General features: G+C 40.1%; 19 protein-coding genes. 5 read left to right on the top strand and 14 right to left on the bottom strand.

Annotated elements, in window-relative coordinates; genetic code table 11:
- Position 1 precedes the first annotated feature (1 nt).
- On the bottom strand, positions 2-3,085 hold the full coding sequence (locus PT278_RS00180) for an HsdR family type I site-specific deoxyribonuclease (RefSeq protein WP_277129429.1): 3,084 nt from the start codon (positions 3,083-3,085) through the stop codon (positions 2-4).
- Positions 3,075-3,668, bottom strand: a complete 594-nt coding sequence (locus tag PT278_RS00175; protein WP_277129428.1) for a hypothetical protein — start codon at positions 3,666-3,668, stop codon at positions 3,075-3,077. The genes PT278_RS00180 and PT278_RS00175 overlap by 11 nt, the downstream gene beginning before the upstream one ends.
- A 154-nt stretch (positions 3,669-3,822) precedes the next feature.
- Between PT278_RS00175 and PT278_RS00170 the strand changes: the two genes are divergently transcribed.
- Positions 3,823-4,179, top strand: coding sequence for an arsenate reductase family protein (locus PT278_RS00170; RefSeq protein WP_277129427.1), 357 nt, complete (start codon positions 3,823-3,825; stop codon positions 4,177-4,179).
- Positions 4,180-4,264: 85 nt separating this feature from the next.
- The gene (locus PT278_RS00165) at positions 4,265-6,685 is read left to right on the top strand and encodes a Xaa-Pro dipeptidyl-peptidase (RefSeq protein ID WP_277129426.1); all 2,421 of its coding nucleotides are present in this window, start codon (positions 4,265-4,267) and stop codon (positions 6,683-6,685) included.
- A gap of 45 nt (positions 6,686-6,730) precedes the next feature.
- Here PT278_RS00165 and treC read toward each other — a convergent pair whose 3' ends face one another.
- Both treC and treR read right to left on the bottom strand, forming a co-directional pair.
- Entirely contained in the window at positions 6,731-8,398 is a 1,668-nt protein-coding gene (gene treC, locus PT278_RS00160) for an alpha,alpha-phosphotrehalase (protein ID WP_277129425.1), read from the bottom strand.
- 11 nt (positions 8,399-8,409) lie between these two features.
- Positions 8,410-9,135 (bottom strand): trehalose operon repressor, encoded by a 726-nt coding sequence (gene treR, locus PT278_RS00155; RefSeq protein ID WP_277129948.1) that lies wholly within the window; start codon positions 9,133-9,135, stop codon positions 8,410-8,412.
- Positions 9,136-9,327: 192 nt separating this feature from the next.
- Here treR and PT278_RS00150 point away from each other — a divergent pair, with 192 nt between their 5' ends.
- On the top strand, positions 9,328-11,259 hold the full coding sequence (locus PT278_RS00150; RefSeq protein ID WP_277129424.1) for a PTS glucose transporter subunit IIABC: 1,932 nt from the start codon (positions 9,328-9,330) through the stop codon (positions 11,257-11,259).
- Positions 11,260-11,337: 78 nt separating this feature from the next.
- On the opposite strand, the gene carB is transcribed toward PT278_RS00150, so the two are convergent.
- The 7 genes from carB to PT278_RS00115 form a co-directional block, all read right to left on the bottom strand.
- Entirely contained in the window at positions 11,338-14,520 is a 3,183-nt protein-coding gene (carB, locus tag PT278_RS00145) for a carbamoyl-phosphate synthase large subunit (RefSeq protein ID WP_277129423.1), read from the bottom strand.
- On the bottom strand, positions 14,513-15,598 hold the full coding sequence (locus tag PT278_RS00140; RefSeq protein ID WP_277129422.1) for a carbamoyl phosphate synthase small subunit: 1,086 nt from the start codon (positions 15,596-15,598) through the stop codon (positions 14,513-14,515). Before PT278_RS00140 ends, carB begins: the two co-directional genes overlap by 8 nt.
- Entirely contained in the window at positions 15,598-16,872 is a 1,275-nt protein-coding gene (locus PT278_RS00135; protein ID WP_277129421.1) for a dihydroorotase, read from the bottom strand. Before PT278_RS00135 ends, PT278_RS00140 begins: the two co-directional genes overlap by 1 nt.
- Entirely contained in the window at positions 16,872-17,828 is a 957-nt protein-coding gene (locus tag PT278_RS00130; RefSeq protein ID WP_277129420.1) for an aspartate carbamoyltransferase catalytic subunit, read from the bottom strand. Before PT278_RS00130 ends, PT278_RS00135 begins: the two co-directional genes overlap by 1 nt.
- A 169-nt stretch (positions 17,829-17,997) precedes the next feature.
- Positions 17,998-18,543 (bottom strand): bifunctional pyr operon transcriptional regulator/uracil phosphoribosyltransferase PyrR, encoded by a 546-nt coding sequence (pyrR, locus tag PT278_RS00125; protein WP_277129419.1) that lies wholly within the window; start codon positions 18,541-18,543, stop codon positions 17,998-18,000.
- 147 nt (positions 18,544-18,690) lie between these two features.
- Positions 18,691-19,614: a dihydroorotate dehydrogenase gene (locus PT278_RS00120; RefSeq protein ID WP_277129418.1), complete on the bottom strand. Its 924-nt coding sequence runs from the start codon at positions 19,612-19,614 to the stop codon at positions 18,691-18,693.
- A gap of 90 nt (positions 19,615-19,704) precedes the next feature.
- A complete protein-coding gene (locus tag PT278_RS00115) occupies positions 19,705-20,562 on the bottom strand; it encodes a MetQ/NlpA family ABC transporter substrate-binding protein (RefSeq protein WP_277129417.1) in 858 nt (285 codons plus the stop codon).
- Positions 20,563-20,810: 248 nt separating this feature from the next.
- Here PT278_RS00115 and pyrF point away from each other — a divergent pair, with 248 nt between their 5' ends.
- Together pyrF and pyrE are read left to right on the top strand one after the other, a co-directional pair.
- Complete coding sequence (gene pyrF, locus PT278_RS00110) at positions 20,811-21,518, top strand: orotidine-5'-phosphate decarboxylase (RefSeq protein ID WP_277129416.1); 708 nt, start codon at positions 20,811-20,813, stop codon at positions 21,516-21,518.
- Between the two features lies 1 nt (position 21,519).
- Positions 21,520-22,161, top strand: a complete 642-nt coding sequence (gene pyrE / locus PT278_RS00105; RefSeq protein ID WP_277129415.1) for an orotate phosphoribosyltransferase — start codon at positions 21,520-21,522, stop codon at positions 22,159-22,161.
- Positions 22,162-22,221: 60 nt separating this feature from the next.
- On the opposite strand, the gene yjeM is transcribed toward pyrE, so the two are convergent.
- The 3 genes from yjeM to glnA form a co-directional block, all read right to left on the bottom strand.
- Entirely contained in the window at positions 22,222-23,715 is a 1,494-nt protein-coding gene (gene yjeM / locus PT278_RS00100) for a glutamate/gamma-aminobutyrate family transporter YjeM (protein WP_277129414.1), read from the bottom strand.
- A gap of 131 nt (positions 23,716-23,846) precedes the next feature.
- Entirely contained in the window at positions 23,847-25,025 is a 1,179-nt protein-coding gene (locus PT278_RS00095) for an MFS transporter (protein WP_277129413.1), read from the bottom strand.
- Positions 25,026-25,170: 145 nt separating this feature from the next.
- A complete protein-coding gene (glnA, locus tag PT278_RS00090) occupies positions 25,171-26,508 on the bottom strand; it encodes a type I glutamate--ammonia ligase (RefSeq protein WP_277129412.1) in 1,338 nt (445 codons plus the stop codon).
- Positions 26,509-26,570 lie beyond the last annotated feature (62 nt).

Raw genomic sequence — 26,570 nt, 5'->3', positions numbered from 1 at the left:
CCTACTTATTTAACTGATCTGCAAACTTTTTAAATGATTGACGCAACTTGGTATGATATTTAATTTTACTAAGTTCTCTAACCATTGTATCTTCTGCGTCATTTTGGTAATTCTGTTGGCCTTCCTGCACTATCTTGGATAGACCACCTTCAACATCCAAGTCATCTTGACCAACAACGTGTTTTTCTAATAGCTCGTTGATTCTTTGTGAATCAGTAATATCAACTAAGCCCCATTTTTTCTTAAAGTCTAGAATTTCTGTTCGATGGTTCTTCTCAGTATGATCTTTAATTAACTGCTTTACTTCTTCTGATAAAACCGGATATTTCTGAATATCTACTTTATGAGCCATTAAGTCATTAGTTACAATTTGAACATCTTTAGCATATTTTTCATCTTCTAATTGGGCAATGAAGTTTTCAATTTGCAGTTTGGTTTTAGCCGCTTCAGTCATTTGTTCATCATTAACTTGATTTGCCAATTGTGCAATCAATTCATCGAGATAGTCATAGTCAACGTCAATGTCTTTGATATGTTCCATTTCCAAAGTTAAGTCACTAACGTCCAAATGCCGACTTTTAGCTACACATTCTTTTATTTGACTAGTGAATGCACCCGTTAGTTTCGCCTCATCATCTTCGGACATCCCGAGCTCTTGCAATAATTTTTCTGGATGTTCCTCATCATATTTCTCATCCTGCTTAATTCTAGCCATTGAATGACTGTAATCATTCAGAGTGTTATACATTTGCTTTTGTTTAACTTCACTATGAGGAATATCATCAAAGTTATTAGTTAATGTGGCTAATTCATCAACTGTCTTCTTTAGCGCTTCAACTTCTTCATCGTATGACTTTGCTAAAATTGAAGTTGCTGCAACTTCAGGTAATTCTTCTTGCACAAAAGCAGATTGCCTGTCAGCATATGTTGCTAAAGCTTGCTTCATTAGCTTTTCTGCGTTCTTAGGCCAGCGATAATTAACAATGCGACCAAAGGGCTTTTTCTGCATATCATGAACCCTATTGGTTCTTGAATAAGCTTGAATCAGAGCAGACCCTTTCAGTGTTCGGTCAACATAAAGAGTACTTAATTCAGGAGCATCAAAACCCGCTAATAATTGATCAACTACGATTACTAAATCTAGATAATTTCGGTCATCAACACTGCGATTTAGCCTAGATATCAGGTCTTGTTCATAATCGTCTACTTGATCATCTGTAAAGTTGGTATTGAACAGTGAATTGTAATTATCCATTGCCCTTCTTAAATTAGTATTATTAACTAATTGGGTATCATCATTACTTGTACTTTGACTAAAAGTTACGGCAACCTTTAGTGGCTTAGCCATAGTGGCCATCTGCTTATTAAATTCATCAAGATACATCATTGCCATTTCTGATGAAGAACCTTGACCAACATGAGTAGTCAGTAACGCGTTATATTGACCTTTATTGGAACGCTTGTCCCACTTTTCTAGAATATCCTCGACCACTTTTTCAACATGTTTAGGATTACGATCATAGACACTTGGCTCCACCATCTCATCCATATCATCGGGTGTTAAATTATTAATTCGTTCTTCAATTTGAGCTTGAGAGAATTTAGGATATCTAAATTTAAAGTATCTTGGTAAATATTGGTTCTTCATCACTTCTTCTGATAAAGTCGTTTCAAAATCAACTTTAAAGCCTAAAACGTTTTTATCAGAAATTGCATCCTTGATGGTGTAAATATGAAGCGGATTTCCGAATACTTCTTGGGTAGTTGGACCTTTTTTAGCATCAAAATTTGGCGTTCCTGTATAGCCAACAAATGCTGATTTGGGAAATGCTGTCTTAATCTTTTGCATCATGTCACCAGCAGTAGAACGATGAGCTTCATCCATGATAAAGACAATATTTTTATCAGAACCATAAACTTCTTTATGACTGGCAAGACTAGATAATTTCTGAATCGAAGTCACGATAATATTATTACTTTTAGACCGCAATTGCCGACCCAAATCATAATGATTTTTAGTTTTAGAAATTGACCCACCAGCAGCAGTATCTGCTGTTGGATCATAGGCTAAATACTGTTCAAAAGTTTGCTTAGTTAATGCTTTTCGATCAACCGCAAAAACAACTTTATCAACATTAGGTAATCTGGCAGCTAACCAAGCAGCTTTAAAGGAACTAATAGTTTTACCAGAACCTGTTGTATGCCAAATGTAGCCAACCTCTTTAGGGTCAAAACCAAAGGAATGATGCCGTAATTTTTCTAAAATTCGTTTGGTTGCGTATACCTGATATGGACGCATTACTTTAACATTTTCATGATTTTTTGTACCATCTAAAATCATAAAGTTAGTCGCCATTTCATGAGCCATCGGAATTGAAAGCATTTGTCTAGCAAATTCACGCCATTCATATACTGGATGGTTGTCTTTTTCTCGTTGCCAACGAAAAGCAAAGTCTGTATTAAACTTATCCAAAGTAGTATTAGCCATATAACGTGCATCATGCGGTGTTAATGCAACTAAAATCTGTACTGTTGAAAAAATATCACTATACTGATTTTCCGAAATATATTGTTGCATCTGATTTAGTGCTTCTTTAGCATCGTGTGCATCAGCTTTTTCTTCAATTTGAATAATCGGCAGACCATTAATTAATAATGTTGTATCAAATCTTCGTCTTTTGCGACCTACTATTACAGGGTCACGCCAAATCTGATTAACAACTTGATAAACGGTATTACCAGCACCAATATGACTTTGATCAAAAACTGTAAGGAAAACATGGTTACCATTATCCAAATCTACTTCAACTTGGGAAATTCCATTAACTCCGTATAAAAATTGCCCTGCTTCATAAGGTGTAGATAAATTCTTGATTTGCACCTTAACTTGGTTAAATTCATTAGTAGTTAATGGCTGATCTAATTTATCTTGATTATTTTGTTCTAAAATTTGCTTAAAGTTCACCCATAACTGTTCAGTCGTTTTTATTTTTGACATATAGGTCCATTGCTTGTCACCACCAATTTTAGTTAAATAATCAATTAGTTCATCTTCAAATTTTAATTCGCTGTTTTCAATTGCCATTTTTCGCCTCTGTTTTAATACCAATGATATTGTCTAAAATTTGATACACAATCCTATCTCTATTTAAAATATTTTTATACAATTGATTAGACTGTTTTAACTGGTCCACATATAACTTTCCAATTGATTTTTGATTTTCAACGCTCAGTTCCGGAACAATAATTTCTTTAAGAATTTTTGTTGTATATTTAAAAACAATGCTACCCTGCAAATATTTTTTTATTTGTCGATCAAAACATTTACTTTCGTTTAATAGAAAAAGAATGTATTCAATTGATACAGAAGTTCTAGGAATTAATTTAACAAAATTCTGTGTTAAAATGTATTTGTCGTGTTTCTGAGTTATAATGGCTGCTTTTCCACTTTGTAGGTTGAAAATCAAGTCACCTTGCTTAACCAGAACCACATCAGATGTAGTTTTTATTTGCTTTGTTTTGCTATTATTTGTTAGAGACTGAAAAGTATCTTCTAAATAACAATTTCTATCATAAACAAAGTAAGATTTTGTATTACTTTTATTACTGGCTTCTAGTCTAGATTGTAATGAACCACTTTTAAATTCGAAAAGGTCCTTTAATTTCAAATTTGGTTCTCCTTTCTTTCGGTAATTTAGCTAAATTACATAAATAATTATAATACATTTTTCACTAAAATCAAGTGTAATTTTTTAAAATTACTTTATTATCATCACTTATTGTTATAATTGATGATAATTACTATAAAAAGAAGGTACAAAAATGATTAAATTTTATGGCTATAAACGTTGTTCAACCTCGCGCAGTGCTGAAAAATGGCTCCACGAACATGATGTTGACGTCGACTTTCAGGACTTGGTAGAGCAACCACCTAAGAAAGAAGACCTAGTTAAGTGGATGACTGCTCATGAAGACCGTGGCTTGCGTTACTTCTTCAACACCCACGGCATGGACTACCGCAAATTGCATTTAAAGGATCAATTACCAAGTATGACCATTGATGAAGCAGCCGAGATGATGTCCAAGAATGGCAAACTAATCAAGCGCCCGTTAGTTGTTGACGGCGACAAATTAACCTGCGGCTTCAATGAAGATGTTTACAAAGATACTTGGTTATAGAAGTGAGCTTAATGCTCGTTTTTATTTTGTCTATTTTCTATGCCTGCAATAACCTTTATAATAGGAAATAAAAAAGGAGCACAGTATGAAATACAATCAATATGCCTATGTCGAAACTGATTTTCAAACACAGGTACAAGAACTACTTACTATCAAATTTTTACCAGAAAATTACCAAGAACTGACTTTTAGCGAGTTGCTAGCTGAATTAGTTGAGAACACACTCGCAGAAGTTAATCCTACCGCGGATTTTGCTAGACAAGCCAAGTTAGGTGAGTTTGCCGTTTCTGATAACCAAACCCTAGCAGATTTTTTAGCGACTAATCCAGAAAACATTAAGCCAGAACAATTTTACAATGTCGCCCTGCAGCTGTTAGGTTATCATGTTCACTACGATTATCAGCTGTCTGACCCACTGGGCTACATGACTAAGCAAGCCCTGCCAGCTGTTTCTAGCATTAATAATCGGGACGAACTAATTCATGCCTTTTACCGCTTATTAAATACCCGTGCCAAAAACGGTCAGCTCTTAATTGACGTCATGGCTGGCAAAGGTTACTTCCACGAAAAACTTCTTGGTATCCCCTACAGTAAATTCATCTTATTTAACGGCAAAAGCTTACCCGTATTTGATACCAGCAACGTAATTCGTGAGGTTGTCTATGTAGAAAGTGACCTTGATACTGATGGCGATGGTCAATCTGACTTATTGCAAACGACTATTTTTCGCCCAGTTGAAAGCGAAATGATGAAAGTTCCAGCGCTCTATACTGCTAGTCCATATTTTGGCGGTATTATTGATAATGTTAAACGTAATCACAATGTCGATGAGAACTTGAGTGATGCCACTGAATGGACTAATCCGCAATATGAACCTGCTGCACGAGTGAAAGCCAAAAAACCAAATAAAATTGCGAATTTAATTAATAAGGATGGCTATCCTGCAATGGAAGAAGCTGTCGGCAAATCCTCTTACCCACTAAACGAATACATGCTCGCACGCGGCTTCGCCAGTGTCTTTGCTGGTGGCATTGGCACGCGCGGTTCTGATGGCTTACGAATTACTGGTTCTCCTGAAGAAACAGAAAGTGCCAAAGAAATTATCGAGTGGCTGCATGGTGATCGAGTTGCCTATACTGACCGTAACCGCACTCATCAAATTAAGGCTTCATGGTGCAATGGCAATATCGGTATGACTGGTCGCTCTTACCTCGGGACTTTGCAAATCGCCGTCGCTACAACTGGCGTTAAGGGCTTGAAGACCGTGGTGTCTGAAGCCGCAATCTCCTCTTGGTATGATTATTACCGCGAGCATGGTCTGGTCATTGCCCCTGAAGACTGCCAAGGTGAAGACATGGACTTGCTTGCCGAGACTTGTCAGTCCAACTTATGGGACGCAGGTTCCTATTTAAAAATCAAGCCTAAGTACGACAATATGCAAGAGCAGCTTTTAACTAAAGAAGACCGCAAAACTGGACAATATTCTGACTTTTGGGAAGCACGCAATTACCGCCACCATACGGATAACATTAAATGCTCATGGATCAGTGTTCACGGTCTGAACGACTGGAATGTTAAGCCTAAGAACGTCTATAAAATTTGGCAAAAAGTCAAACATCTGCCTCTACCGATTAAGCCGCACCTATTCCTGCATCAAGGACCACATTACAACATGAATAATTTGGTTTCAATTGACTTTACCGACCTCATGAACCTCTGGTTTGTTCATGAATTGCTCGAAGTTGACAATGGTGCCGAACAGCAATGGCCAACTGTCATGATCCAAGACAACCTAGAAGCTGATACTTGGCATCAAGAAGCTGACTGGAGTGACGAACTAGGTCAAGAAGTAGTCTATTACCCAACTGATGATAATGAATTACAAAAAGACGGCAATGGCAAACAGCAATTATCATTTGTCGATGTGGGCGGACAAAAATTTAAGCAAGCTCATATTTCCGAAAGTGACTGGCAATACCAATTTATTTGTGGCCAAGAGCCATGGGCTTCATCAAGCCTGCGCTTTACAACAGATGAGTTTATTCATCCCGTAACGATTGTCGGTCGCCCTGAAGTTACTGTCCATGTTTCTTCTAACATTAACAAAGGTCAGCTTTCAGTCGCTTTAGTTGAATTAGGTGATCGCAAGCGCCTAACCGCTACACCTAAATTCATCATGCCTGGTGGTCAAGAACTTGGCTATCGTTTTGGTACCGACACTTTGCAAGAATTTATGCCTGACAAGCTAACTCATGCCAAATTAATTACTAAGGCACACATGAACCTGCAAAACTATGCCGATATGAAGAAGCCAACTGCGATTGAACCAGACCAATTTTATGACCTAACCTTTAAATTGCAGCCGACTTATTATCGCCTACCTGTTGGCAGTCGGCTTTGCTTAATTATCTATTCGACTGACCAATGCATGACTAAGCGCCCACTTGAAGAAGTAACTTATACAGTTGATTTGGCAAAAACCGCTATTAAATTTAGTCAAAAATAATTAAAAAATCCGTTAGAACTTCATTGTTCTGACGGATTTTTAAGTTTAAGCAAGGATTTTGATTGCTAGTGCTTCATATGGTCTTAAACGCAAAAATTTCTCAGTCTTACCATTATCTTTTTGATAATTACTAATTAAAACTTGGTAAGTCTGATTGCAGTACTCCTCAGGCAGCTGCACAACATATTCGGTACTATAAAAATTATTAAAAACTAGTATTCTATCCGCATTATCATCAATATAGCGCTCATAAGCAAGAATGTGCTGGTCGGATTTCAAGAACATTTTAATATGACCATCCGAAATTAGGTCTTCGTGTTTACGCAATTTAATCAATCTTTGATAATAATTGAAAATCTCACCTTCTGATAATTCCTTTTTGACATTAATCTGGGACTGATTTCTCGGCATTAGCCACGGCTTAACTTTACTAAAACCAGCATATTCTTGGTCGTTCCAGTGCATTGGTGTACGTGAATTATCACGCGATTTAGCACGAACAATTGCCAAAGCCGCTTCATCCGACATGCCCTGATTTTTTAAATTATTGAAGGCATTCTTACTTTCAATATCAACATAACTGGTAATTGAAGAATAATCAGGATCAATCATCCCGATTTCTTCGCCCATGTAAATATACGGCGTGCCGCGCATCAGATGAATGGCGGTCGCTAACATTTCTGCTGATTTTACACGGTACTTCCCGGGATCGCCAAACCGATTCAGAGCCATTGGTTGGTCATGATTATTCCAAAATAACGCATTCCAACCGCCACCCTGGTCCATTTTTTCCTGCCATTGAGTTAATAAACTCTTTAATTTCATAAAATCAAACGGCATCTTGGTCCATTTTTCACCATTTTGGTAGTCAACCTTTAGATGATGAAAGTTAAAGACCATTGATAATTCATGTTCACTAGGCTTGGAATATGCAATTGAATTTTGGATAGTTGTTGAAGACATTTCCCCAACCGTAATGGTATCAGGATCCTGACCAAAGCTCGCCGCATTCATTTCCTTCAAATACTTATGGACTATCGGCGTATCAGTGTAGAGCTGCTTTTCTTCAATTGGATCAGTAGAATCTATCAAATCAGCTGCCTTGCCAGTGACATTAATAACATCAAATCTAAACCCCTGTACACCTTTAGCACGCCAAAAGTTGATTACCTTGTAAACTTCCTGTCGCACTTCGGGGTTGTGCCAATCAAGGTCAGCTTGGCTGGGATCATAGAGGTGCAGGTAATAATAATCAGTGTCGCCAAACTTGGCCCATGCAGGGCCACCGAACTTACTCTGCCAATTGGTTGGCAGGCTGCCATCCTTTTTTGCCTTACGTAAATAGAAAAATTTACGATACTTTTCATCACCAGCCAGCGCCTTTTGAAACCACTCGTTACTAGTTGAACAGTGATTAAAGACCATATCTAACATCACGCCGACATTAATTTCTTTCAATTTGGCAACAAGCTCATCAAAATGCGCCATTGTGCCAAACAGCGGATCGATTTGATAATAATTGGCAATGTCATAACCATTATCATGCTGCGGTGAAACAAAAAAAGGATTAAACCAAATCATATCAACGTTTAATTGTTTAATATAAGGAATTTTTTGAATGATTCCGCGAATATCACCAATGCCATCACCATTAGAATCATAGAAAGACTTAGGATAAATCTGATATATGACTTTCTTACCTAAATTAACCATTTAACTTCTCCTTAGAGTTTAATTCTTTGTCTTCGCGCAAAGTCAACAAATTTAAATTTACTTGGATCATGATAAGACAAGGTTAACTGAAATAGGGTCGCATCACTTAAATAATTATGACTGGCAACTAGTACAGCAGTTTTATCCTTCAGGTTTAACTTTTTTTGTAAATTTTCATCAATCTTTTCAACGGTAATTTCCTTAGTCGCATATGAAACTTCCAGTCCCATTTCATTCTCAAGGTAATTGTAAATTGAAGTTTGTGCCGCACTCAGCGGCAACTCATTAATTAGCGGGGTAAACAAAAAATCACAATCAAGAATTTCTGGTTTACCATTAATCTTACGCAGGCGCTCAACGTAAAAGCCCTTCTGCTGCTTTTCATTCGGGAATTTTTTCTTAAAAAGCTCGGGTAACGACGACATTTTCGCCAAAGTTAAAACTTCAGTTTGCGCATCCATGCCCAGAGATTGGCTTAATTCCGCAAAACTTGAAATGCCAGAAATCGGAAAGGAATACTGCTCTAAATTCAAAACCAACGATCCCTTGCCGCGAATCTTCTGAATTAGGCCTAACGAATTTAATTCTTCCAAGGCCTTACGCACCGTCTCACGTGAGGTTCCGTATAACTTGGTCAACTCGCTTTCACTTGGTAAAAAAGAATTAACCTTAAATTGCTGGTGTTTGACCTTAGCTGCAATGTCTTGGGCGATAATTTCTGATTTTGATTGCATGATATTTTTCCTTTCACTAAATCAGATTAATTATATGCGCTTCTGTATGTACAAGTAAATAATTATCGTTAACTTTGCCTAAAATATTTGTAAGCGTTCTATTGCATCTTGTCTAGACAAGTATGATAATAATCATAAATCATTTATTAATAAATGCAAATGCATTAGTCAGTTAGTCAGAAAGAAGGAATAAGAATGGCGAAAAACAAAGAAACCATCCTTTTGGCTCCCGCAAACGGAAAAGTTATTGCATTAAGCAAGATTAACGATCCGGTCTTCAATAAAGGAACTATGGGACAAGGATTTGGCATAATGCCAACCAATGGAGAAGTGGTTGCACCCGTTGCTGGTGAAATTGTCACGATTGCCAAAACGAAACACGCAATTGGTATCAAAACCAGTACAGGTCTGGAAGTACTAATTCACATGGGAATTGATACCGTTGAACTCAACGGCGAACCATTTACAATTAATGTTCAAAATGGTGATACTGTTAAGGCAGGCCAAGTAATTGCTAACATGGATCTTGATGCCATTAAAACAACAAAGTTAGACCCAACAATCATTACAGTCATTACCAACACAAATGATAAACTTGCTGGCTTAGACATCACTGAAGGTGAAATTTCTGCTGGAACCCAAGTAGCAACAGCGTACCTTAAAAATGCCCCAACAACTGCATCGCAGCAAAAATTATCCTATGATGAATTAGCTGCTTTTATCATTAAAAATGTTGGCGGTCCTCAAAATATCAATAATGTTATTCATTGCATCACAAGATTACGGTTCTATCTTAAAGATGAGGCACAAGCAAACGATGATGTCCTTAAAAATCAGCGCGGCATTCTTGACGTTATGCACGCTTCTGGACAATATCAAGTTGTTATTGGCGATGGCGTTGCCAACCTGTATGACGCATTAATCAAGCAATTACCGGAATTAGACGATAGTGCTACTACCACTAATTCGCAAAACGATGGTAAGAATCCTTTTTCACGGGTAATTAACAATTTAATTGGCTTTATTACTGGCTCAATGAGTCCTGTGATTGGGGTAATTGCTGCTTCAGGTATTATCAAGGGGATCCTTGCTTTATTGACGCTGCCGCAGCTCGGCTCAATACTTAATGTTAACAGCGTTCCTTACATTACCATCAGTGCAATGGCTGACTCGGCCTTCTACTTCCTGCCAATTTGGGTTGGTTTTAGTGCAGCCAAACGTTTAGGTAGTGATCCAATCATTGCTGCCGTAATTGGTGGGGTTATTACCATGCCGCAGTTAATTACTTGGGGCAAAGCAGGAAAAGTCATGTTCCGCTTCGCTGGGTTAAACTTTCAGTTTTTGAATTATACCTACTCAATCTTCCCAATGATTTTGGCAGCTTGGCTAGCTTACAAGTTAGAAAAATGGCTTAAAAAAGTTTTGCCAACTTACCTGCAAATGATTTTTGTGCCATTAATAACCGTCCTAATTGTTTCTACTATTACCTTAGTTATTACTGGACCAATTATTCAGGGCATCGCCAATGGGATCGCTGTCTTCATTAACTGGTTAGTTTCCGTATCCGGCTGGCTTGGTGGTTTTATTATCGGTGGCTTCTATCAAGTGCTTGTTATCTTTGGCTTTCACTGGGGTGTTGTGCCATTGGTTGCACAACAGATTGCAAGTACTGGTCAAAGTGCCATCAACGCAATTATTTGTTCAACAATGATTGCCCAAGGTGCTGCAGTTTTAGCAGTCGCAATTAAATCTAAGAAGGCTGACATCAAAGAATTAGGCTTTGCCGCAATGATTAGTGCCTTCTGCGGTGTTACTGAGCCTGCGATCTACGGTGTTAACCTTAGATACAAAAAAGTCTTTATTTCTGGTTCAATTGGGGCTGCATTCGGCGGTTTAATTACCGGATTAATGCACGGAACCATGTTTGGCTTTACTGGTGGCTTAATCGGGTTCTCAAGTTTCTTCAATCCGAAAAATCCGGGCGATCTGAGCAGCTTCTACACATTCTTGATTGCCAGTGCTGTTTCAATCGTTGTTGCCTTCATTATTACTTGGTTCTGGGGCTATGACGATAAGATGGTGATGGGCAAGAAAGTTGCTAAAGCAAAGCGCCCAGGTACAATTTAAAAATAATCTGATATTAAAAAGCAGATCAAGTTTTCCCAAAAGAAATTCTTGACCTGCTTTTTTGTAAGAAGTTATCTTTTACTTCAAACTAGTTGTTAAAAATGACCGATTGGCAAGTGCCGTTAATAGTGCGCGTGCTGTATCTAAGCTCGTAATTAGCGGTACATTCTGTTGAATTGCGGTCTGTCTGATAATAAAACCATCAGAATTCTTCGTTAGATCATGCCCCATTGTATTGATTACCAGATCAATCTTACCGCTGCGCAATTCTGTTAACAAATTATTGTCTGCCTGCTGATGAATTTTGCTAAGCAAGGTCACATGTAGATTATGCTTGTGCAAAAACGCTGCGGTTCCACTGGTTGCAAATATCCGATAGCCAATCTGGGCGAATTTTTGCGCTAAGGGCAAAATTGCCTCTTTGTCACGATCCTCAATGGTTAATAGCACATTACCACTATCAGGAATCTGCATCCCCGCACCAGCAAATGCCTTATAGAGAGCCTTTGCAAAACTCACATCACTACCCATTACCTCACCTGTTGACTTCATTTCTGGTCCCAAATAACTATCAACATCAGCTAGTTTACTGAATGAAAAAACAGGTGCTTTTACACTAACCAATTTTGCCTCTGGTGCCAAGCCGTCGGTATAGCCTTGACTGCGTAGACTTTGCCCCATAATCACTCGCGTTGCAACCTGGGCCATTTCAATACCGGTAACTTTACTTAAAAATGGCACTGTTCGACTAGCACGGGGATTAACTTCAATGATGTAAATTTCATTATCCCGTTCAATTAGCTGCAAGTTCATAATTCCGCGGCAATTTAGTTTTAATGCCAACTCCTTGGTAAGTTTGGCAATTTTTTGCTTAACTTCAGTTGAAAAAGTTTGCGCCGGATAAACAGCCATTGAATCACCTGAATGCACACCGGCATGTTCAATATGTTCCATAATTCCGGGAATCAGCACCTGCTCGCCATCACAAATAGCATCAACGTCGCACTCCCGACCATCTAAATAATCATCTACTAAAATTGGGTGACTGCTGGCAATATCTACATGGTCGTGTAAATAATCTTCTAATTCATCTTGACTGTACACAATTGCCATTGCTTTACCGCCAAGAACATAACTTGGCCGCACCAAAACTGGATAACCAAGTTTGGTCGCTGCCTGAATAACGCCTGCGTGAGTTGTCGCCGTAATTCCCTGCGGCTGCTTTAAATGTAACTCTTTAACTGCCTGATCGAATAATTCGCGGTCTTCGGCACGATTTAAATCTTCGACACTAGTTCCTAGTACTTTAATGCCGTGTTCTTCCAGTCCTGCAGCCAGGTTAATTGACGTCTGACCGCCAAACTGAATGATAATCCCTTCTGGCTGTTCCAAGTCACAAACATTAAGCACATCTTCCAGTGTCAAAGGTTCAAAGTATAATTTATCAGAAATTGAAAAGTCAGTCGAAACTGTTTCCGGATTGGAATTAATAACAATTGCTTCATAACCCATCTTCTGCAGTGCCTTAACGGAATGCACGGTTGCATAATCAAACTCAACCCCCTGACCAATTCTAATTGGACCAGAGCCAATCACCAAGACTGATTTTTTATGGTCACGTTGACTCTCATTTTCTAGGTCATAAGTTGAATAAAAGTATGGCGTTTGCGAAGCAAATTCTGCCGCACAGGTATCAACCATTTTGTAAACAGGAACCATGCCATGCTTTTTACGCACCTGCCTTACTTGTTCAGGTGTGTAATGCCATAATTTACCAATTGTCTGGTCGCTAAAACCATATTTCTTAGCTGTTTTAAGTACAGTAATATCATTTGGATGTGCCGTAATGGTTTTCTCCATATCAACGATGTGGCGCACAATATCTAAAAAATAAAAATTGATTTTGGTCAATTCATGGATATCCGTCATCGAATAACCCCGGCGAAAGGCTTCGGCAAGATAAAAGAGGCGATCGTCTTGTGCCTTAACCAGCTTTTGTTCCAAATCCTCATCACTTGCCTTATGAGCCTCAGCTGAATAAAAGTCTTTTTGATCAATTTCTAGCGACCGGACAGCTTTTTGAAAGGCTTCCTCAGCTGTGCGCCCAATCGCCATCACCTCACCTGTTGCCTTCATCTGGGTACTGAGTTCACGGTTAGCTTTAGGAAACTTATCGAACGGCCAGCGGGGAATTTTGCAAACAACATAGTCAAGTGACGGCTCAAACTCTGCAAAAGTTGTTCCCGTTACCGGATTTTTGATTTCATCCAAAGTTAGACCAACCGCAATTTTCGCAGCCATCTTGGCAATCGGATAACCCGTTGCCTTTGAAGCTAGAGCCGATGATCGTGACACTCTTGGATTAACCTCAATCACATCATAATTAAAGCTCTTTGGATCAAGTGCTAGCTGCACGTTGCAGCCGCCCTCAATCTTCAATGCCCGAATCAAGCGCAACGAACAATCACGTAATAGTTGATATTCCTTGTCTGACAGTGTTTGTGATGGTGAAAAGACAATCGAATCACCAGTATGAATACCAACAGGGTCAAAATTTTCCATACAGCAAACAATCATTGTGTTATCGGCATGATCGCGCATAACCTCAAATTCAATCTCTTTGTAGCCAGCAATCGACTTTTCTACTAAACATTCAGTAACCGGCGATAATTCCAAGCCGTTCTTGGCAATACGTGTAAGTTCATCATGGTCGTTGCAAATCCCGCCGCCAGTACCGCCCATGGTAAAAGCCGGACGAACAATAATTGGGTAGCCAATTTCATCCCCAAATGCCAATGCCTCAGCAACAGTCTTGACACTTTTGGATGGTGGAACTGGCTCGCCCAACTGCTGACACAATTGTTTAAACTCTTCACGATCTTCTGCCTGCTCGATTGATGCAAGCTTAGTTCCTAAAAGCTCAATCCCTAATTCTTGTAAGATGCCGCTTTTAGCTAAAGATAAAGCCATGTTCAAGCCAACTTGACCGCCTAGTGTCGGCAAAATTGCATCGGGATATTCTTGGCGAATAATTCGCGAAATTGAATCAACTGTCAACGGTTCAAGATAAACCTTGTCGGCAATTTCAGTATCCGTCATAATCGTTGCTGGATTGGAATTAACCAGCACGACTTCGTAGCCCTCTTCACGCAAAGCTAGGCACGCCTGCGTTCCCGAATAATCAAATTCTGCTGCTTGACCAATAATTATTGGTCCCGAGCCGATGACCATAATTTTATGAATATCTGTTCTTTTAGGCATGTTGCTTAGCTTCCTTTCTTTGATCGATCATTTGCGTAAAGTAATCAAAAATCCCTTGCTGATCGTGTGGTCCAGGAGTTGCATCCGGATGAAACTGCACCGAAAATGCCGGATACTTCTTATGCCGCAGACCTTCAATTGTACCGTCATTAACTTCAACGTGAGTTACCATTAGGTCAGTTGCCGCAATTGATTCTGCCTTAACCGCGTAACCGTGATTCTGCGAACTAAAGCCAATATTACCTGTCGCAATCTCGCGAACTGGGTGATTAAGTCCTCGATGACCAAATTTCATTTTGAACGTCTCGGCACCATTAGCCAAGGCAAAAACTTGATGCCCCATACAGATTCCCATTAATGGCAAATGCTGCTCAACTTCTCGCACCATCGCCGCAGTACGCGACATTTCCTCAGGATTACCGGGACCGTTAGAAAGTAATACCCCGTCTGGATGCAGACTTAGAATGCGTTCAGCTGTGGTATTGTACGGCACGACAATACAGTTACAATCACGCTGCACTAATTCGCGCAGAATACTATTTTTGATACCAAAATCAACCACTACAATATTACGCTTGGAACCAGGTACTGGATACGAGCGGGTTGTCGACACCCGGCTAACTGCTCCCTTAGTTAAATTTTCTTTTTGTAAGGCTTGAGCAACTTGGGCTGCATCAGCCGCAGAATTAGCAATCTGACCGCGTATTGTACCATACAGCCGCAATTTTTTAACTAAAGCGCGCGTATCAATCCCTTGAATACCAGGAATATTTAATTTTTTAAGAAAGTTCGGCAAGGTTGTCTGCATTCGCCAGTTATCAGGATAATGCGCCACCTGATGACAAATCACACCCTTAATCCCCGGTTCAAGCGATTCATAATCTGCCAGTGTAATGCCATAATTACCAATCAGAGGATTAGTAAACACTAAAATCTGATCGGCATAAGATTGATCCGTAATCGCTTCCTGATAACCAGTCATCCCCGTTGTAAAGACCACTTCACCTTTTGCTTCACATGCAGCACCGAAGCCTTCGCCCTGATAGATACTGCCGTCTTCCAAAATCAGATACTTCATTATTGCTCCTTTGCTTGATAAACTACGCGTCCAGAAACCATTGTCATCATCGTTGATCCATAAACTATGTCTTCGGTAAACGGTGTATTACAACTTTTTGAAAGGTAGTCCTGCTGGTGTAATTTTTTCTTAGCCTGCAAGTCAAAAATGGCAATGTCTGCTGGTTCGCCAATCGCAATCCTCCCTGCATGTTGTAAGTTAAAAACTTTAGCCGGTTTAATTGTTAACCAAGCTAGTAATTGTGTTAGGCTGCAGCAACCTGTCTTAACCAGCTGCGTATAAAGCTCACTAAAGGCTGTCTCACTACCAGTAATGCCAAAAGCTGCTCTGCTAAAGCCACCTGCCTTATCCTGCTGAGTATGCGGTGCATGATCGGTGGCAATCATGTCAATTGTCCCATCAAGCAGTCCGGCAATTAATGCCTGCTGGTCTTCTTTTGACCTTAACGGCGGGTTCATCTTAAAATTACTATCGTTTTGTGTAATATCATTTTCTGTTAACAACAAATGATGCGGTGCTGCTTCACAAGTAACGTGTACACCACGCTTTTTAGCAATTTTGATTAAGTCAACACTGGTCTTAGTTGAAACATGGCAAACATGATAATGCACACCAGTCTTAGCAGCCAGTAACAGGTCGCGCGCAATTTGCGTGGTTTCTGCTAGTTCTGTAATTGGTCGCAAGTCAAATTCTGCTGCCTTTGGGCCATCATTAATTACCCCAAGATTAAAAAGCGTGTCATCTTGAGCATGTTCGGCAATGATTAGATGATTGTCTTTCGCCTGCTGCATTGCATTGTACATTGTTTGTGCATTCTGCACGCCCTTGCCGTCATTACTTAGAGCAATTGCCCCAGCTTTTTTTAAACTAGCATAGTCAGGGAGAGTATCGCCAACTTCATCAACTGTAATTGGCCCGTATTGCAAAACATGGACGACACCATTCTGCTCATTATTAGTTATCATCTTTTGCAGTAATTCAGCGGTATTGGGAACCGGCACCACATTTGGCATTGCCGCGGTAGTTGTAAAACCGCCATGGGCTGCAGCCAACGTCCCCGAATGAACATTTTCCTTTGCCGTTTGACCAGGATCACGATAATGAACATGCATGTCGATTAAACCTGGACTGACCAGCTTATCTTGCGCGTCAATGACTTTCTCAGCCGTCAAATCTTGACCAATAGCACTGATGCAACCATTTTCAATTAAAATATCGCATTGGGTAAGTCGGTTGTCCAAATAGACTTGACCATTTTTAATGACTGTAGCCATTATTCTAGTCCTCCTAACTGGCGACCGCGCATTACAGCCTCAATCATTGCCATGCGCATAAAGACCCCATTTTGCATCTGACGAACAAACATACTCTTGGGTGCTTCAACTAATTTGCCAGCCAGTTCAACATCACGATTAATCGGACCTGGATGCATGATAATTGCATTCTTTTTTAGTGCATGATAGCGGCGCTCATTAATCCCAAATTGCTCGTGATATTGCACTGGATCAAACTTACTTTCATTCAGGTCATCTGCATGACGCTCATGCTGAACGCGCAGTAACATCAGCACATCAACTTGACCAATCAGATTGTCAAGCGGTGCAAATTGCCCATATTGGTCAAACTGCTTGTCATACCAATATTCTGGTCCAGAAAAGTAAACTTGCGCACCAAGCTGAGTTAATAACTCCATATTACTTTTGGCGACCCGAGAATTGGTAATGTCACCAACGATCGCTACTTTCAAATTCTCAAAATGACCAAAGTGCTCATGAATTGTCATCATGTCAAGCAGACATTGCGATGGGTGCTGACCACTGCCATCGCCGGCATTAATGACGCCAATGCTTAAGTGCTGCTCAGGCGCTAAAGAAATTAACTCATTGTAATATTCATTTTGCGGATGGCGAATAACTTCAAGGTTAACCCCCAAGGCCGCCATAGTTAGCGAGGTATCATATAAGGTCTCACCTTTTTTAACTGAACTATGAGCCGGATCAAAGGGAATAACTGTCAAGCCTAATTTGCGTTCCGCAATTTCAAAGCTGGTATGGGTTCTGCTTGAATTTTCAAAAAACATGTTGGTCACATAAACTGGCTTAGCTAATTCAGGTCTAGCCCCTCCATGCTTAAAGTACTCTGCACGGTCAATCAAGGCGCGTACTTCATCTACCTGCAAGCCGGCGACACTAACAAAATGCGGTAAACTAACGAGATTATAATTTTTCATGGTCGAAACCCTTTCTTTAAGATACAAAAAAACCTGAAGCATTTAGATTGCTCCAGGTTAATCAAAAGGGATTTTTGGCCTATTTTAAGATACTCCAAAAGAACTCAAACCCTTCTGACCCTCTCTGGAGTCAATTAAATGGTTGAATGATTAAATTAACTAAATTATGTTATTCTTCCGGTAATGGTTTTAATTTTACGCTATCCTGCCCGTCAACTTCCTCAACACTAACAGCAACTTGTTCTGTTGAAGACGTCGGGATATTTTTTCCAACAAAATCTGCCCGAATTGGCAATTCGCGGTGACCGCGGTCAACCAGAACCGCAACAGCGATTGAACTTGGTCGACCAATGTCCATCAGGGCGTCCATTGCTGCCCTAATTGTCCGCCCCGTATAAATAACGTCATCAACAAGGACGACATGTTGATCGGCAATCTCAACTCCAACTTTATTGGAATTGACAACCGGATCCTGTTTAAGAGTTGCGTCATGACGGTCATCACGGTAGAGGGTAATATCCAGTTGCCCTAGGGGAACATCAACACCTTCCAGCTTTTGAATCCGGTCATGAATCCGTTTAGCCAAATACACACCACGCGTCTTAATACCGACAAGCACCAAGTTCTCGGTTCCCTTATTACGTTCAATAATTTCATAAGTAATTCTTGTTAGCGCCCGCTTCATTGCAAGCGCATCCCAAATTTCTTTTGCCATCTTGTTCTCCTCTCATATCCCCAAAATAAAAGCACCTAGTCGATGAGACCAGGCGCTAACTCGATTGCCTTGCTAGCCTCTCTGGACTAATTAAAGGAATATTAAGTTAAATATACGGACAATTATTATAATTGTCAAATTAAATTTTTAATTAAATTGAGCTTGACCGACAAGATCATTGATATCGCTAACACCTAATTTATTTAGCAGTGCCGGCAATTTTTGAATAATATGCGGGCAGGCTAAATCATCGTGAAAATGCGCACTGCCAACGGCCACGGCACTGGCCCCCGCCAGCATAAATTCAACTACGTCTTCAGCACTTGCAATGCCGCCCATGCCAATAATTGGCAATTTAGTTGCCTGATAGACCTGGTGAACTTGATATAGCGCAAGTGGCTTAATACCACTACCCGAAAGACCACCAATATTATTACCTAAAAAGGGCTTGCGCGTTTCAAGGTTTATCCGCAAACCCATCACTGTATTAATTAGCGACAAACCATCAGCACCACCAGCTTCTGCGGCGCGGGCAATCTCAGTAATTGAGGTAACATTGGGTGTTAACTTGACATAAATTGGCACCTCAACTACTTGTTTAATGGCAGTTGTCAGCTGCTCGACCAATTCCGGATGAACGCCAAAGGTCATGCCGCCGCGAGCCACATTGGGACAGGAAAAATTAAGTTCTAATGCATCTACCAAACCAGATGCGGACAATTCTTTTGCTACCTGCACATAGTCAGACTTACTCCCGCCGCCAACACTAGCAATAATTGGCAAGTTGGGATATTTTTGACGTACAGCCGGGATTTTTTCACTGACAACCTTGCTAACCCCGGGATTAGTTAATCCTACCGAATTTAACACTCCAGATTCTAAAACCGCAATTTGCGGCTGCGGGTTACCCAGTCGCGCTTGTGGTGTTGTTGTTTTCAGCACCAACGCTCCTAACTCATTTAAGTCAAACTTGTTAGCAGCGGGAACATCACCGAAGCCAAAAGTTCCACTTGCTGGCATCACCGGATTTTTCAAATGCAGACCGGGTAATTTTATACTAAGATTAGTCATCTTTACCTCCAAAAATGTATGCTCACAGACATTACAATTATTTTCGCAGTTTATTTTACACGTTTTTAATTATTTGCCAAGATTTAATTTTTATTTCAACTCGACGTCCCATACAGCCTGCTGCATTGAACCATAAAACTTACGATAAAGTTTCTTGGTTTCTGCAGTTTGGTAACATTTTACAACGTTCTTGTAGTCCGGATCGTTCTTTTTGGCTGCCGTAGTACAGATATTATTAATTGCTCCCGCGGACTCCTTATTGATTGGCTCAACATAAATCGTCTCTTTAGGGCCAAGACCTGCTGGCACGGCAAAATCATTATTAACAATTACGGCATCAACGGAATTAATAATTCGCGCGCATTGCTCGTCACTAACCTCTTTAATCTTGATATGCCGCGGATTGCTTGTAATATCCGCGATCGTCTTCAACTTTTTACCCGTAGTCAACCGGATTAACTTAGCATTTTTTAAAACGTGGAGTGCTCGGGATTCCGTTGCGGCATCATTAGGGATTGCAATTGTGGCACCTTGCGGCAACTGACTTAACTTGTGATACTTCTTGGAATATAGCCGAATTGGCGCAATATAAGTTTTACCAATTGAAACGATATTGGCATGGTTTGCCTTTGACCAAGTATGCATAAATGTTGTTGTCTGAATTGCATTTAGATCAATCTCGCCATCACGCAAAGCCTTATTCGGTTGATTGTAATCCGTAAAGACCTTGGTCTTAACGATAATGCCATAATCCCGCTTGGCCTTTTGCGCAACATGCTGCCAAATTACATGTTCAGAATTACTTTCACCGACAACGCCAATCGTTACCACCCGCTGCTTGGACGTATTATTAGAAATTCCTGGGCCGAAGCTAAACCAGCCGGCAACCAGCAAAACTAAGGCAATAATTGTCCAAGTAATAATATGTTTCTTTCGCTTCTTACTCATTTTTTATTCCTTTTCTTAATAAAAAATTCACTTAAATTTATAATAATTATACCAAAATAAACTACTAGCATTAACATTTATTAAAATTACCGGCAAAAATTAGTTGTCTTTTGGATAAGATGATGCTAAACTGACTAGCGATGAACTTTAAACGGTACAGAGAGACCGCAAGTTAAACATGACTAAATTACCCAAAAAGTCTATTTTGACGCGCTCTGTGCCAAAATAGACTTTTTTGGAGGTTTGCAATGGAAAAAGCAGTTTTCGTCGCCCTAGATTATGCTAACGAGCAGGAAGTTGCACAACTTTTGCCAAAACTTGGCATACCGCAAGAAACTTACTTAAAAATTGGCATGGAACTTTTTTATCATTCTGGAAGTGCCTTAGTTAAACAGCTAAGCGAACAGGGATACCACATTTTCTTAGACTTAAAATTGCACGACATCCCTAACACTGTCTATAATGCTGCCAAACAATTAGCCGCGCTAAACGTCTTTTGCATTACTATCCACGCATTAGGCGGCAGCGAGATGATTACGGCTGCTAAAGACGGCTTAATTGCTGGTACGCCAGCTGGTCAAAGTGTGCCTAAACTCTTAGCAGTGACAGAATTAACCTCAATTTCTGATGCAATTTTGCAAGATGAGCAAAATTGTCAACTGCCAATGACTGAGCAGGTCATTAGTCTTGCCCAAATAGCACAAAAAGCCGGCGCCGATGGCGTTATTTGCTCGCCACTAGAAGTTGAAAATCTTCGGTCACAAATTGGCTCCAACTTTCTCTACGTTACGCCAGGAATTAGACCTGCTCAAACTAGCAATGGCGACCAAAAACGTGTCGCTACACCAAAACAGGCAAAAGAATACGGCGCCAGTGCAATTGTTGTTGGCCGACCGATTACGCAAGCTGCTAATCCCCAAGCTGCCTATCAAGCAATTAAGAAGGAGTTTAACTAACATGCATCAAGAACAAATTATTGCCAAATTAATCGCCGAAAAAATCATTACGGTGTCGCCTAACAAGCCGTTTACTTACGCTAGTGGCATGCTTTCACCCATCTATACCGATTTACGCCTGACAGTTTCTTATCCTGACTTGCGCGATTGGATTGCCAGTGATTTAGCTGCTTTGATTAAGGCTAAATTTCCAGACGTTACGATTATTGGTGGTGTTGCAACTGCTGGTATTCCTCATGCTGCATTGGTCGCAGCCAAGCTGGGACTGCCAATGATTTATGTCCGGCCAAAGCCTAAAGATCACGGCAAGGGCCGCCAAATTGAAGGTCGTTTTACTAGCCAAGACAAGATTGTCTTGATTGATGATTTAATTACCACCGGTGGTTCCGTCTTAAATGCAGTTAAGGCAACCCAAAATGAAGGCGGCAACGTCATTGGTGTCAGTTCAATTTTTACGTATTATTTACCAGACGCCAAGCAAAATTTTGCGGCAGCCAATGTTGCCTTTAATCCCCTGCTTTCTTATCCAGAACTACTGGCCAAAGAAAAAGAGCTGAATTATATCACGGAAGCTGAATACGATGCACTTAAGACTTGGCATGAAGACCCTTGGCAATGGGGCAAAAAATTTAACCAAGAATAATAGCAAAAAACTAAAAAATCACCTGTTGCACTTCATAGTAACAGGTGATTTTTTTATAATTTAAAATTTTGCATCATGGTGTTCACGATAAGTGTAATAGACATAAGCAATGACACCAAAGGCAACTGGTCCAATTGCCGTCCAGAACGACGTCATGTAGTCCCCAGATAACATTGGTTCAACACAAGTAAAGATAATTCCCATGGCAACAACCAGCCAGACAACAATCGTTACTGCCCACACCTTGCCTTTACCTTTGATAAAGACAAATGGTCGATCAATATCCTTCTTCATCTTGAAGAACGGGAATACCCCAATTAAGAACAAGTACGGTACGGTTGAAGAAACGTTCATCATATCCATTAAAATCGTGTAAAATTGCCCTGCAGCATTACCACCAAAGGAAATAAACAAGATGATGACACTAATAAGTGCTGCCTGAGCCCACATTGCCCGTTCAGGCATATTGTGCTTATTTAATTTTACTAACTTTTTAGGCAACAGCCGCGCATCACAGCCCTCAATGAAGGACTTGATTGGTGAATAAACCATTAAGAAGGCTGCAGAAATTCCAGACAGAACATCAGCCAAGCCAGCAAGCCGAGAAAAAATTGTCCCTAATGCCAAGGTAGTAGATTGTGACAAGCCCATACTGTGACCCATCACAATTCCCAAATTGTTGACTAAGACATATTCCATATTGGCAATGTTAACATTCTTTGCGCCCAAAATGGCAGTCCAATTAGTTGAAATTCCACACATTAAAATATTAATTACATAAAGACCCGTCATCAAGGCCATTGCGCCCATCATGGCCTTGGGGAAAGTCTTCTCAGGTTTATCAACTGAATCAATGACGCCAGCCGAGGTTTCAAGACCACCATAAGCAAATAACGCATAAACAATAAACGACAATACCGCTACCGGTGTCTGAAAGGCTGGATTAGGCGACTTAGTAAAGTTCATTGCCGTAACTGGTTCAGCAAAATGCCCATGACTAAAGGCAAATACGACTAGTGACGCCAGCATGAAGCCCAGAGCAATAATAATTGCAAAAGCCCCGCCGACTTTATCAACGGCCGTAATTTTATCAATCCCTTTGGCAGCAAAGAACGTGACGATTACCATGAAGGCAACTTCAAGAACACCTAAGAGTTGTGTTGATGACAAGAAGCCCAAATGCCAGGTTTGTGTCATGTCTTTACCCGAAATTAAGGTTGACAGCGCAACAAGGAAAAATTGCGTGGAAGAAACCAGCCACACAACCCAAGCAGCCAACCAAATAAAGGTCCCCACAAACGCGACCTTTTCATTAGCCGATTCTTCAAGCCAAGAAAAAATACCACCCTTGACGCCCTTAAAAGATGCGCCATACTCCGCAAAGATTAATGCAGACGGTAGAAAGAACAAAATTGCCGCAATCACATACCAAATGATACTTGCATAACCCATTTGGTAATACGCGGTCAGCGAATTACTGAATCCAAAGATGGACGAGAAGATCATTAAAATTAACGTGCCGAGGGTGATTTTGTTCGGCTGTTTTTTATCCATAAATAGTAGCTCCTTTTCAAAATAGACCTTACTATTATGAACCTTTTTGAGTATTCATTCAAAAGCTCTTATCTTTGTGTAATTTTACTTTAATAAAAAAGGCAAGGCATTAACAACCCTGTCTTTATAAATTAATGATGACTAATCGCACTATTCAATCGTTTGCGATAACACAAATAAACAATAATCATTAATGGGATTAGCAGCAGTTGGACTGGATAGAAGTACTTAATCGGCAGCAAATCATTCACAAAGCCCATAATAATTGGCCCAAAGGACATCCCAATATCCAGCCCTAAATAAAAGGTGCTGCTGGCCAAGCCCTGCTCATTGATTGGTGCAAGCAGCAATGCCGTTGACTGCAAGACCGAATAGATGACGCCGTAGCCAATTGCCATTCCACAAGCAGCGAGTCCCATCTCCCAGTTGCTTTTCATGACGGCCAATAATACCAAATAAATAGCCGTAGCGATGGTGCTGAGCCAGAACCACACACCAAAGCGAACTGTGTCGAACAAATTCTTGAGACCAATTCTAATTACCAATAAAACAACGGCATAAATTAGGAAGTATGACCCAACCGCGATATTCAAGTGACGTTCTTCCGCATAAGTTACTAAGTCTGCCTGGGTCGCAAAATACGGAAAGGCAAACAAGGTCGTAAGTAAAGCAATTGGTAAATCTTTGACTTCAATAATCTTGAAGTGCTTGGCTGCATTGACTTCAATTGACTTTTTCTTAGGCTTAGCATGGTTGCCAACAAAGTTAATCGTAATAATCATCAAAAAAGAAGATACCGCAGAAGCAATAATCGCTAAGCGATAACCTGTTTTTTGATAAACATTAATCGCAAGAGCTGGTGCCACAGCCATTGCTAAAGCATTCATTAACCCATAAAAGCCCATAGCCTCACCAACATGCTCACGTGGTACTAAGAATGCCAGCCAAGTTGTCATGCAAACTGTATCCAACACGTACCCTGCACCATTAATTAACCGGAATAACAGCAGCCAACCACTTTTAGGAGCAAAGACATAGCCAGTTACACCAATAAAAATCAAAACACCGCCAATTAGTGATAAACGATACTTAGAAAACTTATCCGTCAAGTTACCAGCAATTGGTCGTAAAAACATCGCGGCAATACTCATAATTCCCACGATAATTCCCGCAAATGCACTGCTGGCACCAAGACTCTTGGCGTAACCATTAATTAGCGGATTGACAAACATCGTACTAAACATAAAGAAGAACGATGCTGCCATTACCAATATTACATCTTTAGTATAAATTGATTTATGCTGTGCCACTTTTAACCTCACAAAATTCATTAACACTATAATTCTACCACTTAATAAAAGTTTAATTAATGGTTCGATTGTTTATTTTATAATTAGCAAAAAAGAACTGCCTGAAAATAATCAAGCAGTTCTTTTGAATAAATCAATCTTTTAATTAATAACCCATGTACTTATTTCTTTCCCAGTCGGAAACAGTTTGGGTATATTGTGCCCATTCTAATTCCTTTGAAGAAATAAAACTGGATGATAGGTGGTCACCCAAAGCATCTTGGATTAACTTGTCGGCCTTGAATGCCTTTAAGGCACTGTGCAAAGTTGCTGGCAATGGTTTAATTCCCAATTCTTCACGTTTTTCTTCACTCATTTCGAATAAGTTAGAAGTAATTGGATCCATTGGCATTTCTTGCTTCTTAATGCCGTCAAGTCCAGCAGTTAAGCATGCTGCAAGTAGCAAGTATGGGTTGGCAGTTGGGTCAGCAGAACGCATTTCCAAACGAGTGTTAATCTCTTCAGCTGATGGAATCCGGATCATTGGTGAACGGTTCTTTGAAGCCCATGAAATATAAACTGGTGCTTCAAAGCCTGGGATCAACCGCTTGTATGAGTTAACAGTTGGGTTACCAATTGCTGTAATTGCCCGCGCATGTGTCAAAATTCCGTTTAGGAAGTAAAGCGCAGTATTTGAAAGGTGGTACTCATTATTCTTGTCATAAAAGGCATTCTTGCCATCTTTGAACAAGGACATGTTAGTGTGCATCCCGTTACCAGCTTGACCTTGAAGCGGCTTAGCCATAAACGTTGCAAACAAGTTATGTTTTTTGGCAACTTCACGAACAACCATCTTAAAGGTTTGAACACGATCAGCAGTTGTTAACGCATCATCGAATTTGAAGTCAATTTCTTGTTGACCGTCACCAACTTCATGGTGAGCAGCTTCAACTTCAAAGCCAATACTCTCAAGTGTTTCAACAATTTCCCGACGGCAACTTGCACTTTCATCATTTGAAGTCATATCAAAGTATGAAGCATGGTCTGGCACTTGAGTAGTCCAATCACCATTCTCATCTAACTTCAACAAGTGAAATTCTGCTTCAAAACCAATGTCAAAAGCAGAAAAGCCCATTGTCTTCATCTCTTCAACAACCCGCTTCAAGTTATTGCGTGGGTCACCAGCAAATGGCTTACCATCAGTTGTATGAACTGAACAAATCAGCCGACCAATCTTGCCGCCTTGACTGTCAGTCCATGGCAATACTGCCCAGGTTGAGAAATCTGGATACAAAACCATGTCGCTTTCTTCCAAACGAACGAAACCGTCGATTGAAGAACCATCAAAACGAATGTCATTACTCAAAACTTTTTCAAGTTGGCTATTTGGCACCTCAACGGCCTTTGAAGTACCGTTAATGTCTGTAAATGCCAATCGTAAAAAGCGAACGTCATTATCAGCAACGCTCTGTCTAATATCATCTGCTGTAATTGTTTTTGCCATTTTTTTCACCTAATAAAAAATCATACAGTAATTGGTCTGGTCCTAACAAAACCTCATCGTTC

The sequence above is a fragment of the Lactobacillus sp. ESL0703 genome (assembly GCF_029433435.1).
Classification (GTDB): Bacteria; Bacillota; Bacilli; order Lactobacillales; family Lactobacillaceae; genus Lactobacillus.
Note: the sequence above shows the minus strand (reverse complement) of the source record. Positions and strands in the feature narration are given on the sequence as shown.